This is a genomic window from Streptomyces sp. NPDC046557 (assembly GCF_040645975.1).
GTDB lineage: Bacteria > Actinomycetota > Actinomycetes > Streptomycetales > Streptomycetaceae > Streptomyces.
Map to the genome: position 1 here is coordinate 74297 of NZ_JBEYZH010000010.1, position 13802 is coordinate 88098.

At 70.7% G+C, this 13802-nt stretch carries 16 protein-coding genes, 1 tRNA gene and 1 pseudogene; 3 read left to right on the forward strand and 15 right to left on the reverse strand.

The annotated features are described in order from the left end of the window. Window positions 1–27 precede the first annotated feature (27 nt). A tRNA-Thr gene (locus tag ABZ934_RS19440) sits at window positions 28–102 on the forward strand. A gap of 47 nt (window positions 103–149) precedes the next feature. Here the strand turns inward: ABZ934_RS19440 and ABZ934_RS19445 are convergent. From ABZ934_RS19445 to ABZ934_RS19515, 15 genes and pseudogenes are all read right to left on the reverse strand, one after another. Then, window positions 150–1571 (reverse strand): tyrosine-type recombinase/integrase, encoded by a 1422-nt coding sequence (locus ABZ934_RS19445; protein WP_361314535.1) that lies wholly within the window; start codon window positions 1569–1571, stop codon window positions 150–152. A 62-nt stretch (window positions 1572–1633) separates the two neighbouring features. After that, a complete protein-coding gene (locus ABZ934_RS19450; protein ID WP_361314538.1) occupies window positions 1634–1834 on the reverse strand; it encodes a helix-turn-helix domain-containing protein in 201 nt (66 codons plus the stop codon). 274 nt (window positions 1835–2108) lie between these two features. After that, window positions 2109–3245 (reverse strand): annotated as a pseudogene (locus ABZ934_RS19455) (DUF3631 domain-containing protein); the annotation flags it as partial. Further along, window positions 3242–3598 carry a hypothetical protein gene (locus tag ABZ934_RS19460; protein WP_361314541.1) on the reverse strand — a complete coding sequence of 119 codons (357 nt, stop codon included), beginning with the start codon at window positions 3596–3598 and terminating at the stop codon, window positions 3242–3244. The gene ABZ934_RS19460 and the pseudogene ABZ934_RS19455, both read right to left, overlap by 4 nt. After that, window positions 3595–4497, reverse strand: coding sequence for a bifunctional DNA primase/polymerase (locus ABZ934_RS19465; protein ID WP_361314544.1), 903 nt, complete (start codon window positions 4495–4497; stop codon window positions 3595–3597). Before ABZ934_RS19465 ends, ABZ934_RS19460 begins: the two co-directional genes overlap by 4 nt. Window positions 4498–4570: 73 nt before the next feature. Further along, window positions 4571–4849: a hypothetical protein gene (locus ABZ934_RS19470; RefSeq protein ID WP_361314547.1), complete on the reverse strand. Its 279-nt coding sequence runs from the start codon at window positions 4847–4849 to the stop codon at window positions 4571–4573. A 212-nt stretch (window positions 4850–5061) separates the two neighbouring features. Then, a complete protein-coding gene (locus ABZ934_RS19475) occupies window positions 5062–5547 on the reverse strand; it encodes a hypothetical protein (RefSeq protein WP_361314550.1) in 486 nt (161 codons plus the stop codon). A 222-nt stretch (window positions 5548–5769) separates the two neighbouring features. Next, window positions 5770–7839, reverse strand: a complete 2070-nt coding sequence (locus tag ABZ934_RS19480; RefSeq protein ID WP_361314553.1) for a hypothetical protein — start codon at window positions 7837–7839, stop codon at window positions 5770–5772. Next, window positions 7839–9452, reverse strand: coding sequence for a hypothetical protein (locus tag ABZ934_RS19485; protein WP_361314555.1), 1614 nt, complete (start codon window positions 9450–9452; stop codon window positions 7839–7841). The genes ABZ934_RS19480 and ABZ934_RS19485 overlap by 1 nt, the downstream gene beginning before the upstream one ends. Window positions 9453–9531: 79 nt before the next feature. Further along, entirely contained in the window at window positions 9532–9870 is a 339-nt protein-coding gene (locus ABZ934_RS19490) for an RRQRL motif-containing zinc-binding protein (protein WP_361314558.1), read from the reverse strand. Then, window positions 9870–10103, reverse strand: coding sequence for a hypothetical protein (locus ABZ934_RS19495; RefSeq protein WP_361314561.1), 234 nt, complete (start codon window positions 10101–10103; stop codon window positions 9870–9872). The genes ABZ934_RS19490 and ABZ934_RS19495 overlap by 1 nt, the downstream gene beginning before the upstream one ends. Continuing rightward, window positions 10100–11104 (reverse strand): DUF2637 domain-containing protein, encoded by a 1005-nt coding sequence (locus tag ABZ934_RS19500; RefSeq protein WP_361314564.1) that lies wholly within the window; start codon window positions 11102–11104, stop codon window positions 10100–10102. The genes ABZ934_RS19495 and ABZ934_RS19500 overlap by 4 nt, the downstream gene beginning before the upstream one ends. Continuing rightward, window positions 11101–11427, reverse strand: coding sequence for a DUF6303 family protein (locus ABZ934_RS19505; protein ID WP_361314566.1), 327 nt, complete (start codon window positions 11425–11427; stop codon window positions 11101–11103). The genes ABZ934_RS19500 and ABZ934_RS19505 overlap by 4 nt, the downstream gene beginning before the upstream one ends. Continuing rightward, on the reverse strand, window positions 11424–11693 hold the full coding sequence (locus ABZ934_RS19510; RefSeq protein ID WP_361314569.1) for a DUF6284 family protein: 270 nt from the start codon (window positions 11691–11693) through the stop codon (window positions 11424–11426). Before ABZ934_RS19510 ends, ABZ934_RS19505 begins: the two co-directional genes overlap by 4 nt. Window positions 11694–11777: 84 nt before the next feature. Continuing rightward, window positions 11778–11948, reverse strand: a complete 171-nt coding sequence (locus ABZ934_RS19515; protein WP_361314572.1) for a hypothetical protein — start codon at window positions 11946–11948, stop codon at window positions 11778–11780. 393 nt (window positions 11949–12341) lie between these two features. On the opposite strand from ABZ934_RS19515, the gene ABZ934_RS19520 reads away from it, so the two are divergent. Together ABZ934_RS19520 and ABZ934_RS19525 are read left to right on the forward strand one after the other, a co-directional pair. Continuing rightward, the gene (locus tag ABZ934_RS19520) at window positions 12342–13130 is read left to right on the forward strand and encodes a GntR family transcriptional regulator (protein ID WP_361314575.1); all 789 of its coding nucleotides are present in this window, start codon (window positions 12342–12344) and stop codon (window positions 13128–13130) included. Next, a complete protein-coding gene (locus tag ABZ934_RS19525; protein ID WP_361314578.1) occupies window positions 13127–13780 on the forward strand; it encodes a YdcF family protein in 654 nt (217 codons plus the stop codon). Before ABZ934_RS19520 ends, ABZ934_RS19525 begins: the two co-directional genes overlap by 4 nt. The last annotated feature ends 22 nt before the right edge of the window (window positions 13781–13802 follow it).

The window sequence follows — 13802 nt, forward strand, 5'->3', positions numbered from 1 at the left end:
GATTCTGCGCGTCGCGCGGTGTCAGTCGCCTCCTTAGCTCAGTCCGGCCAGAGCAACGCACTTGTAATGCGTAGGTCGTCGGTTCGAATCCGACAGGGGGCTCTACGTAAGGCCCAGCTCGGACGCCGTCTGAGCTGGGCTTTCCTGTTTCAGCGGATCTTGCGGCGGCGACGGGCACGGGCCGCACGGGTGCTCTCTGTCTCAGTTCTGGTCTCAGACACGGCTCCGGAGCCAGGTCCCAGGGCGGGTGCGGAGCGGGTCGCGGGCGCCGGCATGAAGGCCTCTCCCATCCGGCGCATCGCCTCGCGGGACAGCTCGGAGCGGCCCTTGACGTAGCGGCGGGTCTGGCTGATCTGGGTGTGCCGGAGGATCTCCATGATGGTGGGCATGTCCACCCCCAGCTCGTTCAGGATCGTGCCTGCCGTGTGACGGCTCCCATCGTGCTGGCGGCGGTCGCTGATCCCCGTCTCTGAGAGCAGCTCCTTGAACTCCTCCCAGTCGGCCCGCGGGTCCAGTGGCCGGCCGTCGGCGCGGGTGAACACCGCTCCACACTCCTCCCAGAGGTCTCCGGCCGCCTGCCGCTGCTCGTCCTGCCTCGCCTTGTGTTCCAGCAGGTACGGCAGGAAGGGGGGCGGGATGGGGACGGGGTTCTGGCTCTTCTTCGTCTTGGGCCGGGTGAAGGCCAGGCCCCCGCCCTTTCGCTCGGGGCAGGTGCCGGCGTGCCGCCGGCAGGTCTTCGGGCAAGGCGGGGGACACCCGCGTTTGTAGCCCTTGTGCACCGAGCAGTCGGCCGGGCACGGCTCGAACCGGTGGAGCCGGGCCCCGCAGCCGTGCGGTTCCTTGCAACCGTGCTTCCACGTCAGGCGCTGTAGCTGCCAGGCCGGGTGGAACAGTCCGTGCTCCAGGTCGACGTACGCCCAGCGCAGGCCCAGCACCTCGCCCTGCCGGAAGCCCATGCCGACGCCGATCGCCCACCGCATGAACGTGGGCCGTTTGGCGGCCGCGGCGAGGAAGGCCTTCGACTCGTCCCGCGAGAACGGGTTCGCCTCCGTCTCGTCCACGGACGGCGGGTCCACGAGCGTGGCCACGTTCTCGTTGATGATCCTGCGACGGTGGGCGATTTTCAGGGCCCGAGAGAGGATCCGGTGCACCTTGAGCACGTGGGACGCGGCGTGCCCTTCGTCCAGCATCGCCGCGTACATCACCTCCAGGTGTTCCGGCGCGAGTTTGTCCAGGCGGTGCTTCCCGACGCCCGGGATGATGTCGTTGCGGGTCTTCGACCAGTAGTCGTCCAGGGACCGCGGCTTGAGCTTCAAGCTCGCGATCGTGGTCAGGTACGTGTCCATCCACTCAGCGACGGTCGGCTTCCGCCCGGCCTTCGTGGCCCGGCCCTCGTCGCGCAGCTTCTCCAGCTCGCGGACCTTCTTGGCGACCTCCGCCTCGGTTTTGCCCCGGCGGTGCCGGCGGTCCGGGCCGCCGTCGGGCTTCACGCCCATCGTGACTCGACCGTGCCACCACCCGTCACTGCCCAGGTAGATGGACGACTCCATGTTCGGCTTACGGGGACTCATGTACTCCTCCATGCGAAAGGCGGCCCCGGGGACTTCCCGGGGCCGCCTGGGCTGGGCTGAGATCAGACGGACTGGGGCTGGAGCTGGGCGGCGAACGCGTCGATGTCGGTCCGGCGGATTCGGCGCGCCCGACCGACCTTGACGAAGGGCAACTCGCCGGCGGCCATCAGCTCGTAGATGGTGGAGCGGCCGAGCGACAGCAACTCGGCCGCCAACTCGACCGTGCAGAGGACGGGGGCGACGGGCATGGCTGCGGTGGTCATCGAAGTGCCTCCACGGCGATTGGATGTCGGGGCTGCGCCCCGTCTGTAGAAATCCGCTACTGCCGCTACCTCCGCTACCGCCCTGGTCAGGGGCTTGATCGTGGTAGCGGATTGGGTAGCGGTAGCGGATAGATGCGCGACCGGCCCGGCCGCTGGGGGCCGGGCCGGTAGCGGGTGTGACTGTTGGGGTAGCGGATGTTTTCGGGCTATCCGCTACCGGCGCAGGGGGTGTGACCTGCGGGGTAGCGGAGGTAGCGGCAGTAGCGGATTCTCAGGGGGTGGGGGGAGGGCAGTACCTCGCCCAGGCGTCGGCCAGGTCGGCCGCGTAGTAGCCCTTGAGGACCGTGGAGCCGGTCTTGATGTTGCGGGGCTCGATCGGTTTGTTGTCTCCGGTCATGTACTCGCCGAGCATCTTCGCCAGGCCCCGGGAGGTCAGCGGCTTGCCGCCCATGTCCGCCCAGGGCGCTTCCTCCAGCGCGTAGAGGCGGTCCAGCACGGCGACGGTGGGCAGCCGCTCGATGCCTTCGAAGACGTGGTCTCGGAGGTCGGTGAGCAGGCGGATGCCGATGCTGCCTTTGTCGTCCTGCTTGGACGCGGCCACGATCTCGGCGCACGCGGAGCGGGCGCGGGCCGGCCAGTCGCCTCCGGCGGCGTCCGCGACGGCGATGAGGGGCTCCCACACGTCCGCGGGCCGGTCGGTGACCTCTTCCGGCATGTCCGGGAACACGCCGTCGACCAGGTGCCGGACGCTGTCGGCCCATACGGCGAGCCGGTCGCGGAGGGCGTGGCCCTCGGGGGCGTGCAGGCGGCGGCGGAACGGCTGGACGCGTTCGTTGCGGGCCCGGCGGCGCATCCGGATGATGACCGACCTGGTCAGGATCGTGTCGGGCAGCGAGCCGAGTCCGGCCATGGCGACCACGCAGAAGCTGGGGAACTCCTGGACGGTCTGGTTGGTGCCGTCTCCGACGCACCGCCACATGCCGGCGCCCCGGTGGTGCCCCGCGTTCAGGAACCCGCGCAGCGGTTCGTTGTCCCCGGCCTTGGGGCCGAAGATCGTGTCGACCTCGTCGAAGAGGATCGTGGGCCGGGTCTCCAGGGTGGAGACGGCCCGGAAGAGGACCGGTGCGGACGCGTTCGCGGCCACGAGCGGCTGGGGGACCAGGGTTTCCACGATCTCCAGCGCGCGGGACTTCCCGGAGCCGGGTTCTGGGGAGAGGAAGGCGAGGCGAGGGGTGGAGTCGAAGCAGTCCAGCAGGTGTGCGTGCGCGTCCCACAGGGTGACGGCGACGTAGGCGGCTTCGGTGGGGAAGACGTTGAACCGGCGGTGGAAGGCTTCCACCTGGTCCAGCAGCACCGAACCGTCGGTGGCGGCCTGCGTGGGCGCGGGCAGGGTCCGGGTGTCGAGGGTCATGCGGCCTTCCTCCGGTCGGTGGAGACGCGGCCCAGCGGGCACACGGTGCGGTGGTCGGTGTGGAGCTGGATGAGGGCGAGCACGTTGTTGTGTCCGACAGCACTGCGGTCATGGCCGCATTCGCACTTCGAGTGGCCGGTCGCCACCGCGCCGCGCGGGGCGCAGATGTGGAGAACGGCGACGACGTACCGGCCGTCCGCCGGGCGCGGGTCACTGCGAAGAGATGAAGGGACGCCTTCGGCGACGACCTTCGGCGCACCACTGCCGCCTGTGGCCGGGGCAGGTTCGGCGGAGTCGAGGCCGGTGGGGGATGCGGGGAGGCTCTTCAAGGAGGAGCGGGGACGCTGGTTCATGCCGTCCGCCTCATCGCGTTGCGGGCGATGGACCAGTTCAGACCGGAGCGGATCGTGTTGCGGCACTCGGCAGACGGCAAGCCGGCCGACTCCCCCGCCCATTGAAGAGCCTCCTCCACCACATCGCGGGGGAGGTCGCCCGCGGCGATGAACCGGCCCAGAGCGCGGGCGGCCCGCAGCAGTGTCCCGTTGCGCTCTCCGGCCTGGGCCGATTCGACCGATGCCGTCTCGGCGTTCAGGGCGGCGGTCGCGTACTTGCCGGTCCGGAGGGTGGCGGGGCGGCCGGTGAGCTTGCGCAGGGCCTGCTTAGGTGCCAGCAGCCCGTAGAGCCAGGTGGGGAACGGTTCCGGGGCCGCCGGGTGGGTGACCTCGTACGCCCCGGCCGGTGTGACGCTGCCCGGGGCGACGACGTACCCGCCCCACGCGCGGGTATCGATCAGCCTGCCCAGACGGCCCGCCGTGTTGCCGAGGCGGACCCCGGCCGGAGCGGTGAAGTACAGGTGAGACCCGCCGGTCGGAGTCCGCACAGAAAGCGTGGCCGGGACGGCCTGCCCGGCGCGCTCGCAGAGCGCCTTGAAAGTGTCCGCGCCGCAAGGCGCGTCCGAACTGCCCTTGCCCTTCGGCACGTCCAGGTCCACGACGACGAGGTTCGACGGGCCGGTCGCGATGCCGACGTTGAAGGGGAGCCGGTCCCACGCGCGGCGGATTCGGTCCGGGTCGCTGGTGGCCCGGTCCTCCCACTTGCGGTGCCCGCCGGCGCAGTCGCCCAGGACGGGGCAGTGCTCCTCACCGTGGAGAGCGGGCCGCTTCTGCCCTGGCCGGAGCGGGAAAACGCTCCAGCCGAGGGCGGCGGCATCGAGCGCGGCCGTCAGCAGCGCGGATGCGGGTTGATAGGTCATGCTGGATTCCTCCAGTGGTAGCTGGAAGAGGGCGGCCCGGACTTTGCCGAGACGGGGCCGCCCTCGGCGTTTGCTAGAACGGCGGTTCGTCGCTGTAGGCGCCGGCCGACGGGTCCGTACTGGCCCCGTGCCAGTCCCGACGGCGCGGGAGCGGGAGGAGGACCCATCGGCGGGTTTCGTCCCAGCAGTGGCAGGGCTCCCATTCGGTGCCCGCGTACTCGCCCGTTTCGTGGTCGCCGTAGTCGTGGTTGTGGCCGCCGATTCCCTGGCAGTCGGGGCAGTCGAGGCGGGGTGTGTCGGTCAGGACCAGGGCCGGACGGGGCCAGTTGGTGCGGTGGATGCGCAATCGCACGGTTCTCCTCCTTGTGCTGGTCAGTGGCGGGTGTGGTCGGTGGCGAGCTCGGTGAGGCGCTTGGCTTCGTCGGGGTGACGCGGCGGTAGCGGACGCTGACGCGGCATCCGGGCTGCGGGCAGCGGACGGTGTGCTTGCCGGTGAGGAGCGCGACCGCGTCGGAGATCAGCTCCGACAGCGGGGGCGGGTCCTGGTCCATGTGGTTGGCCCTTTCAGCGGTTGTTGAGGGTGCCGGTGGCGCGGCCGAACATCCCGGAGGCGGTGATGTTCTGGGTGACGTGCTGGACCGGCTCGGTCCCCCTACCTGTTCCGCGTCCGGTGCGGAGGAGGATCGGGGCGAGGGTGCCGGCGGCGATGAGGGCGATGGCGGCCCAGAGGGCGTCGGTCATGGCGATCAGTCCCGGGGCGGCGTAGGAGATCCCGAACCCGGCGGCGGCGATCCCGCCGCCGACGGTCGGGGCGAGCAGGGCGGTGGTCTTGGCCCAGGCCGGGATCGGCTGGGCGGCCGGCGCGGGCGGCGGGGTGGTGGGTTGGGTGTAGGCGAGGGTGCGGTAGCCGTTCGGGAGGGTGACCAGCTCGACCCCGGGCGGGAGTTCCGCGAGCGGCATGACGGGTTGCTGGATGGTGGTGGGGTGGTAGATCGGGTCGCCGTAGCGGGCGGGCGGGGTGGCGCTCGCGGTCGTGTGCTCATAGGGCATTGCAGGCTCCTGGACGCGGTGCGGGCGGCCCCTTTGGTGGTGGGGCCGCCCGCGTGGGTGGTCGCTTTGCGTGTGTGCGGCTACTGCCTACTGCCTACTGCCAACCCGGTACTGCCTACTGCCAAAACAGCTGGTGAAGGCGCCTGGTGGGCAGTAGGAGGCCCGCACGGGGCCTACTGCCAATTTGGCGGTAGGCAGTAGGCGGTAGCGGTGTGTGAGCGTTCAGGCGTGGTCGGGGTGGACGTAGACGGAGTGCGGGCCCCGGTCGCGGTAGTGGAGTTCGCCGCGTTCGGCGGCGGCCTTGAGGGTCTTGCGGACGGCTTCGCGGCTGCGGCCGACGAGGTCGGCGACGGCGGCGGGCTTCATGCCCTCGGCGCCGGCCGCGCGGATCGCGGCGATGGCGTCGGGGAGCCAGGAGGGCCCGGTCTCCTTGTCGTCGCGGAGCGCGGACAGGTTCAGCCCCGTCCGTTCCGGCTTCGCCTCGTCGGGCTCCTGCGGGGTGTCGGGGGTCTGGGGCTGGGGGGTGGTGGTGAACTCGATGCCGATGAGCCGCTCGAACTCCGCGTCGACCGCATCCAGTGCCGGAGCTACCGGGGCGGCATCGGTGCGGAGGGCGGAGAGGTTCAGGCCCCCGCCCGGCGTCGGGGTTTCGTCGGTGGGCGGGGTGGTGTGGTGCTCGGTGATCCAGGCGGTGCGGGCCTGGTCCCAGCGGCGGGCGTAGTCGGGGCCCGCGGCTTTCGCGGAGACCGGGTCGAGGCGGGGGTGTCGGTCGGAGGTGGCGATGACGATGTCGCGGATCTGGGCGGGCTTGATCCGCCAGGACTTGAACAGGCCGATCCCGGATTCGGGGGTGCCGAGGAACCCGGCGCCCTTGTAGGGGGCCTGGTCGACCTTGAGTCCCCGAGAGCCCGGGAACAGCTTGGACAGATCCATGCCCTCGGTCTCTCCGCCGGTCAGGGCGGCGCGGACCTTGGCTTCACGGCGGATCATCAGGTCCCCGAGGACGGCGCCGGTCGCGCCGAGCGCGGTCAGCACGGTCCGGAGCGCCATGGCGCGGGCGATCCGGATGACTTCCAGGATCTTCCGGGCGAGGACCCGGTGCTGCTTGTCGGTGGAGGCGAGGATCTCGGCGCCCTCATCGATGACGATCTCGATCTGCGGAATCTCGTGACTGACTGGAAGGAGGTCGGTGTTCGCCTTGGACATGAGGTCCTGGTAGGCCATCTTGCGGTGCTTGGCCACCCGGATCGCCGTGTCCAGCATGATCAGGGCTTCCTCGTGGGTGGAGGCGAGCCAGTCGATGCCCGGTCGCGCGCCCCCGGTGCCCTCGGTGCGGACCCAGGGCAGGCCGGCGGAACCGGCGTTGAGGTCGATCACCCAGGTGATGACGTCGGTGCAGCGTGCAAACCCGGCGAGGATCGTGTGGACCATGTTGGTCTTGCCCGATCCGGTGGGGCCGACGACGAGGGCGCACTGCTCGCGCAGGAACACCGGAACCTCGTCGGCGTTCGTGCGCACGCCCCAGGGGATGCCGGTCAGGACCGACAGCGGCCCGTAGTTGGCGGGGTAGGGCATCTCCTGTTCCAGGACGTTGACGGTGGTTACGTCGATGAGGACGCGGCCCTGGTGGATGCCGCGGGAGGCGGTGGCGGTGCAGCCGTGCGGCAGCCGGGCGTCGGCGGACAAGCGCGCGGACTCGGTGGCGATCTTGGCGTAGGTGATGCCGCCGGGCGGGAGTTCGGCGTCGATGGTGAACCCGGCGCCGGTCGGCCACATCTCGACCGCCAGAACGCGAACGGTGATGTGGCAGACCCGCTCGATGCGGTCGACCCACTCGGATGCGATCTCCCGCCGCTCCGCCGACAGTTCCCGGGCCACCTGCCGTTCGGCCGCCGCGAGCGCTTCCAGCTCGCGGGCCTCCTCGTAGAAGCCGACGGAGCGGGCGGCGGCGCCCATGCCGACCCCAATCACCGCGAGAGAACCGAGGGCGGTCCAGGTCAGCGGGTTGGTGGCGAGCGCCCAGGTGGTCCAGCCGGACCCGAGGAGCCAGGAAGCGGCCCGGGCGCCGATGGTGCGGCCGGCCAGCTTCTGGCGGAGACCGGTGGCGGTGTGGCCGATCGCGCCGACCGTACCGACCGCGAGCGCCCAGGTGGGCGGCATGTGGGCGAGGGTGCCGACAGTGGCGACGGCGAACGCGCCGGTCGTCGCGGACAGGGCCCCGGTCACCGGACCGTGTCCCGCGGCCCAGTCCAAGGCCAAACCCTCGTGCTTGATGGCGGAAGTGGTGGTCATCAGACGTTCCAGCCCTTCTCGGCGTCGGGCCCGTTGCGGGGGTCCTCGTGGCGGGCGATGTCGGCCTCGTGGGCCTGCCGGAACACCGCGCCCAGGTCCTCGGCGACGGCAGTGGCAGAGTTCAGGGCGCCGTAGATGTCGTTGAAGCCGCCCGCGACCTCCTTCTCCAGCGGGAACTCCGAGTCGGAGCGCTCCGCGAGGATCTGCATGATGTTCGCGATCGAGCCGAGAGCCTGGGGCAGGCCCTCGATCATCGCCAGGATCTCCATCGCGCTTTCCGGCTCGTAGGACTGGGCGGCCTGTTCCATCTCTGCGGCCAGTTCCTCGAACCTGAACCCGGACGTGGTGCTGTCCATCTCGTGTGCTCCTTCGCTGACGGGAGGTGCGGGGACCTGTCCTTCGGGCCGCTCAACCCGGTCGGTGATCTGCTGCTCGTCGTCCTGCTCCAGCTCGGCCGCCGCTTCCATCTCGGCGGCCTTCTCGTCCTGGTCGAGCCGGGCGCGGATCTCCCCGTCCCGGGTCTCGCGCTCGGCTTCGGCGCGGCCGGCGATAAGTCGGTAGAGGCGCCGTCCGGGGTGCATCAGCCACGCCCAGCCGAGCTTTCGCCCCAGCGGAGTGGTGACCATGCCGACCACACCGGCCAGCAGCCCGCACAACGCGGCCAGCGCCCGACGCCCGTGGAAGCGGGCGGCGGAGCGGAGCAGGGCTTTGCGGGCCGCCTTCTGGGCAGGTGCCTTGAGCTGGGCGACCCTCGCCCAGAGTGCTGCCGACCGGACACCCTCACGGCCCGAGGCCACGGCCCGGCCGGAGCTGCGATCCCGCACGGACCGGGCGGCGCCGACAGCCATGTCCCGAACGGCGCCGGCCTTTCCCATGCCCTTCGCCAGGGTCCGCGCCGCCACCCCTCGCGGCTTGCCGCCGGTGGTGTTGGCGCGCTCGGCGGCCTTGGCGGCCCGCCGCGAGTCGGCGACCTGCCGACGGGCCTGCACCGTCGCCGCGCGCGAAGCCGCCCGCGTCGGGGACTGTGTGCGGGCCTGGGAACGCAGTGCCTGCACCTGACCGGCCCGGCCACCAGCCAGACCCGCAGCCGCACGGGCAGCCCGCTGACGAGCCGAGGACACCCCGGACTTGCCTGCAGTTGAAGCGGACCGGCCAGAGGGGGCGCCCGCGCGATGCCCGACCTGCCGCCCGGCAGCGGCCTTTCGGGCGCCGGCGCCCCCACCACCGGCACGTGATGAGAGGCGGGGCTGGGACGGCACCCGGCCCAAGAGGCCACGGCCACCCTTTCCGCCCGGCGTCCGGCCGGCGCCCTCGGACGGCTTCGCAGCGGTCTTCTTCGCGCCGGCCTTGGAGCGGCGCCGCACGGCGGCGGTTCCCAGGACTGCGGCGCCGGTCATCGCGACCGCCGCCGCGAGCGGCCCACCGACCAGGGCAGAGGCGGCGAGCAGGCCCGCCGTGGTGTTTGCCCCGGACAGGGACAACGGCACCACCGGAAAACCGCCCGGGGTGTGCTCGACGTCCTTGGCCGGAGCGGGCTTGTCGGCCTCCGGCAAAGTCGGGGCGGGGGTGGATTCTTCGGGGGGAGCCTGCGGTTCGGTAATGGTCTCGGTCATGCTGAACGTGCTCCTTCACGGGAGAAGAGGGCCCGGCCGTCGCTGTAGGAGGCCTACGGCCGGGCCCTTGCTGAGTGGTTCAGGCGACGCGCTGTTCATCGGGGTAGGCACAGGGGACGCACATGCCGAGCGAGGCCGGGATGACGTACCCGGCATCGGTGCGGCACTGGGGGCAGGTGCGGCGGGCCGCGTTCGCCTTGGCGAGGGCCGCGGTTTTCCGTGCGGTCATCGGGCGGACCGGCTTGGCGTGTTCCACGAGGTAGAGGTAGGCGACCAGCGGGCCGCGCCGGTAGCGGGGCCGTTCCACCTGCGCGGCGACGTCCTGTCCGCCGGGGCGGAGCCCTTGGGCGCGGAGTTGTCGGCGGGTGGCCAAGCCGTCCGGGGCGAGGCGCCAGGAGTAGACGGGCAGCGTGCTCATCAGCCGAGGCGGTGGTAGGCGGCCCGGCAGGTGTCGGCGTGCTCGTTCGCCGTGCGGCGGGTGAAGAGCAGGTTGTCGAGCATCTCGGAGCGGTCGCCGCAGCCGTGGCAACGCCAGCCCGAGCCGTGGTAAGCCAGGGTCCCGATTACATCGACGGCCGCGGCGACCTGGTTGTGCATCCGGATCAGCAGGTTGTCCGGCTCGGCGGGGGTGGTGTTCGGGGAGAGCTTCACGGGGTGGCTCCTTCCAGGGCGGGGGAGGTGTTCGCGTCGCGCAGTTCCTGGTAGCGGGTGGAGGCCCAGCCCACGGACCAGCCGGTCAGCTCCGCGGCGACCCGAACGGCGAGTCCGGCGTTGAACGCGGCGCGGACGGTGGCGCGGGCCTGGTCCTCGGGGAGCTTCTCGGCCGGCGGTCCGGCGGACAGCAGCGCTGCGCGTTCACACTCGATGCGTTCCTGTTCACGGAGCCGTTCACGGCGCTCACGCTCGGCCCGTTGCTGGGCTTCCAGCTCGCGCTGCTGCGCTGCCTGGCGTTCAAGGCGTTCACGCTCGGCCTGGGCCTGTTCACGCTCGTGTTCACGGCGTTCACGGGCCTCGCGCTCCGCACGCTCGGATGCCTCCGCACGCTCCTGTGCTTCGCGGCGGATGCGGTCCTGGCGTTCGGCTTCTTCGCGGATGAGTCGGGCTTCGTGTTCACGCTGTTCACGGGCGATGGCCGCCTCGTGCTCGCGGCGTTCACGGGCCCGCTGTTCGCGGGCGTCCTCGCGGTCCTGGACCGCCTTCGCCCGTGCTTGCTCCTTGGCGTGCTGCTCGGCTTCCAGGGCCCGCACGGCGGCGGTCAGGGCCCGCCGGTAGGCGAGGCCGGCCTCCGCCGTCACGATCAGGAGGAGCGGTGCGACGGAGTGGATGGCGACCCCGACCAGGTCCCCGACCAGGGCGGACGCGCCGATGTTGAGGGCAAGGGTCATGGCGCCGGTCATCCACCGCAGGGCCACCGGCCAGGTGCCGCCGTGCCCGCCCAGACGGGCCAGGACCGAGTCGAGGCGGACCACGATGACCACGGCCGCATCCACCACGAGCGGCAGGATCGGCGCCGTCCACACCCATGCGCCGGGGGTGTGCGCGGCCATCAGCGGGGTGACGGTAAGGACGGAGTAGAGCATCGCCCCGCCCACGATCAGCCACGTGCCCACGGCCAGCGCGCGTTCCGATGAACGCAAATGAACGCTGTTCACGGCGCCCCCTGCGCCAGAGGCCGGACCTTTGCCGCGCCGATGAGGAGGACGCGGGGGCGGTGGTGGTGGTAGCCGGGACCGACGTGCTCCGTCCACTCCCACTCCACGTCCTCGGCGAGCGTGAACCCGAGATACGCCAGGGCCGCCTGCCGCGCGAGGACGCTCGGGATCTCGGTAGAGGTCGGCCAGGTGAAGGTAGGCCACTCGCTCACCAGACCGGTCATGGCCACGTACATCTGCCAGCACGGTCCGGCCGTCCCGTCCGGGGCGGCGATGTCGCAGCAGCGCAGCGACAACTGGGCTCCGAAGATCTGCTTACTCATGCCACGTCCCCCGACACCGTGATGCCGATGGTGTGGTTAGCCAGCTCCCGCCGGGCCGTCAGCACCCGGTTGCGGGCCCGCCGGACGCGCTGGGCGTCGAACTCGGACGCCGGGCGGTCCAGCAGCGCGATCAGCGCGTCCAGCAACTCGACCTCGGCCAGGACCACCGGCATCTCGGTCTCGATCGCGTCCAGTTCCGCGCCCGACGGCTCCAGGTCCGCCGGCAGGACCGTAACGGGCCTCTGACGTGCAACGATGTGTTTCATGAGTCGTGTTCTCCCTAGCAGGTGGACGGCTCGAAGCGGCCCCGGTGCTCGAACACCGGGGCCGCACTTCGTTGGGGTAGAAGGTCAGGCCGGGCGCGGGTAGTGGCTGACGCTCGGCTGCGTGTGGAACGGCTGGTCCGCGCAGTCCTCGGCCCAGCTCTGGTGGCTCCAGCAGGTCTTGCGGTCGTCGCTGTGCATGCCGGCGTCTTCCAGCTCGTTGTCACGCTGGATCGCCGCGGCGAGCTTCTTGTTCATCTCGAACCCCTTCCGGGGCCGGAACGTCCGGCTCCCCTCGGCCCCGTCCGTACAGCGCAAAGGCGCCGGACGGACGGAGGAGGCAACCGGCCGCTGCGCAGAGGGCAGCGGAGGGGTTGGTGATTGGCGCTGATCCGTACGTGGGGACAGGACCCGCGTACGCCGCCCTCTCGGAGGGGGGCGGATACCTCGATCCACTGTTGAGTTCTCAAGGAACCGCCGCTTCCTTCGAGCCACTCCGGGCTCTCCGGGCGCCGAGAGCAGCCCAAATAGGCGCTCTCCGGTTCGCTGTCCTAGGACTGCGGACTTCTGTGGATGACTATGGACCCACAGTCCCAGGACTGTCAACAGTCCTGGGACTGTGTTTGACTGAGCACATCGAGAGGAGTTCGCATGGCACCGAAGTGGCGAGAGCTGGCGGACAAGCTGGCCGAGCGCATCCGAAGCGGCGACTACGCCCCTGGCCAGCAGCTACCGCATATTCGGGACCTGGTGGACGCGGGCGAGGGCTCCAAGTCCACGGTTCACGCGGCGTACAAGGCGCTCGAAGCCGAGGGCCTGGTGACGTCCTCGCGGGGGCATGGCACGGTCGTGCGCGAACAGGCGCCGCTGAAACGGCTCGGCATCGCTCGGTACGACAAGGCGAAGTGGCGAGACGGGGACGAGGTCGCGTTCATTGCCGACCGCGTCGCGTCCGGCCGCGCCTACAAGCGCGGGGAACAGACTCAGAGCGTCAGCCGCGTGCCGGCACCTCCGCTGGTGGCCGCGGCTCACGGGCTTCCCGAGGGCGCCGAGGTGTACGCGCGAGCCAGGCTCGTGAAAGAAGGCGACCAGCCGACGCACACGCTGACCAGCTACTACCGGCCCGAGCACGTAGAGGGAACGCGCATCGTTGACCCGACCCCAGGCCCCGCCGGCCGAGGGGGCGGGTTCCGCGTCCTGTACGACGCGGGCTACGAGATCGACCACATGCGGGAGGAGCTGTTTGCCCGGGTGGCCAAGCCCGACGAGGCCGCGCTGCTGCAGTTGGCGCCCGGCGAGTGGGTGGTCGAGTTGCACCGCACGACTTACACGGCCGACGGGACCGTGGTCGAGTTCGCCATTGGCCTCCACGCAGCGACTCGCTTCGCGTGGGCATATGACTTTAAGGTCCCCGACTCGGCGCGGGAAGTGGCCCAGTGATTTCGGAACAGGCTTGGGCTGATGCCCAGTGCCTTTGGGATTTCCAGCAGATGCACCACGAGCTACGGCCGTGCTCGGTAGCCATCGGGCTTGGCAGTCATGACCTGGGCGTGGCTGATGTGGCGGTGGACCTGTATCAGCGCGGGCTGGTGCCGCTCATCGTCTTCACGGGAGCCACTAGCCGCACCACGCGCCAGCGGATGCCGCGGGGCGAGGCGGAGCACTACCGGGAGCGGGCTCTGGAGTTGGGCGTACCGGCGGAGGCAGTGCTTGTCGAGCCGAAGGCGCGGAACACCGGCGAGAACATCCGCTTTTCCCGTGAACTACTCGCGGAGCGCGGAGTGGAAGTTTCGTCTGTACTGCTCGCCAGCAAGCCCTACGAGGAGCGGCGGGCGTACGCGACTGCTCGGAAGCTCTGGCCGGAAGTCGAGTTCATCAGCGCCTCTGCGCCGATGACGCTCGCGGAGTACGTGGACTCGATGAAGGATCTTCGGCTCGTCCTAGACATGGTTGTGGGCGCTCAGCAGCGCCTGCTCATCTACCCGCAGCAAGGCTTTATGGTCCGCTTGGAAGTTCCCGCCCGGGTCACTGCCGCCTATGAACGTCTCCGCGCTGAGGGCTTCGCGAGCCGTCTAATTTCCGATTCATGACGTGACGGCTCCTATGCCCGGG

What these genes read in the sequence shown, in the direction of transcription:
- ABZ934_RS19445 (WP_361314535.1), bottom strand. Translation starts at nt 1,571, where the DNA reads ATGAGTCCCCGTAAGCCGAACATGGAGTCGTCCATCTACCTGGGCAGT.
- ABZ934_RS19450 (WP_361314538.1), bottom strand. Translation starts at nt 1,834, where the DNA reads ATGACCACCGCAGCCATGCCCGTCGCCCCCGTCCTCTGCACGGTCGAG.
- ABZ934_RS19460 (WP_361314541.1), bottom strand. Translation starts at nt 3,598, where the DNA reads ATGAACCAGCGTCCCCGCTCCTCCTTGAAGAGCCTCCCCGCATCCCCC.
- ABZ934_RS19465 (WP_361314544.1), bottom strand. Translation starts at nt 4,497, where the DNA reads ATGACCTATCAACCCGCATCCGCGCTGCTGACGGCCGCGCTCGATGCC.
- ABZ934_RS19475 (WP_361314550.1), bottom strand. Translation starts at nt 5,547, where the DNA reads ATGCCCTATGAGCACACGACCGCGAGCGCCACCCCGCCCGCCCGCTAC.
- ABZ934_RS19480 (WP_361314553.1), bottom strand. Translation starts at nt 7,839, where the DNA reads ATGACCACCACTTCCGCCATCAAGCACGAGGGTTTGGCCTTGGACTGG.
- ABZ934_RS19485 (WP_361314555.1), bottom strand. Translation starts at nt 9,452, where the DNA reads ATGACCGAGACCATTACCGAACCGCAGGCTCCCCCCGAAGAATCCACC.
- ABZ934_RS19490 (WP_361314558.1), bottom strand. Translation starts at nt 9,870, where the DNA reads ATGAGCACGCTGCCCGTCTACTCCTGGCGCCTCGCCCCGGACGGCTTG.
- ABZ934_RS19505 (WP_361314566.1), bottom strand. Translation starts at nt 11,427, where the DNA reads ATGAGTAAGCAGATCTTCGGAGCCCAGTTGTCGCTGCGCTGCTGCGAC.
- ABZ934_RS19510 (WP_361314569.1), bottom strand. Translation starts at nt 11,693, where the DNA reads ATGAAACACATCGTTGCACGTCAGAGGCCCGTTACGGTCCTGCCGGCG.
- ABZ934_RS19515 (WP_361314572.1), bottom strand. Translation starts at nt 11,948, where the DNA reads ATGAACAAGAAGCTCGCCGCGGCGATCCAGCGTGACAACGAGCTGGAA.
- ABZ934_RS19520 (WP_361314575.1), top strand. Translation starts at nt 12,342, where the DNA reads ATGGCACCGAAGTGGCGAGAGCTGGCGGACAAGCTGGCCGAGCGCATC.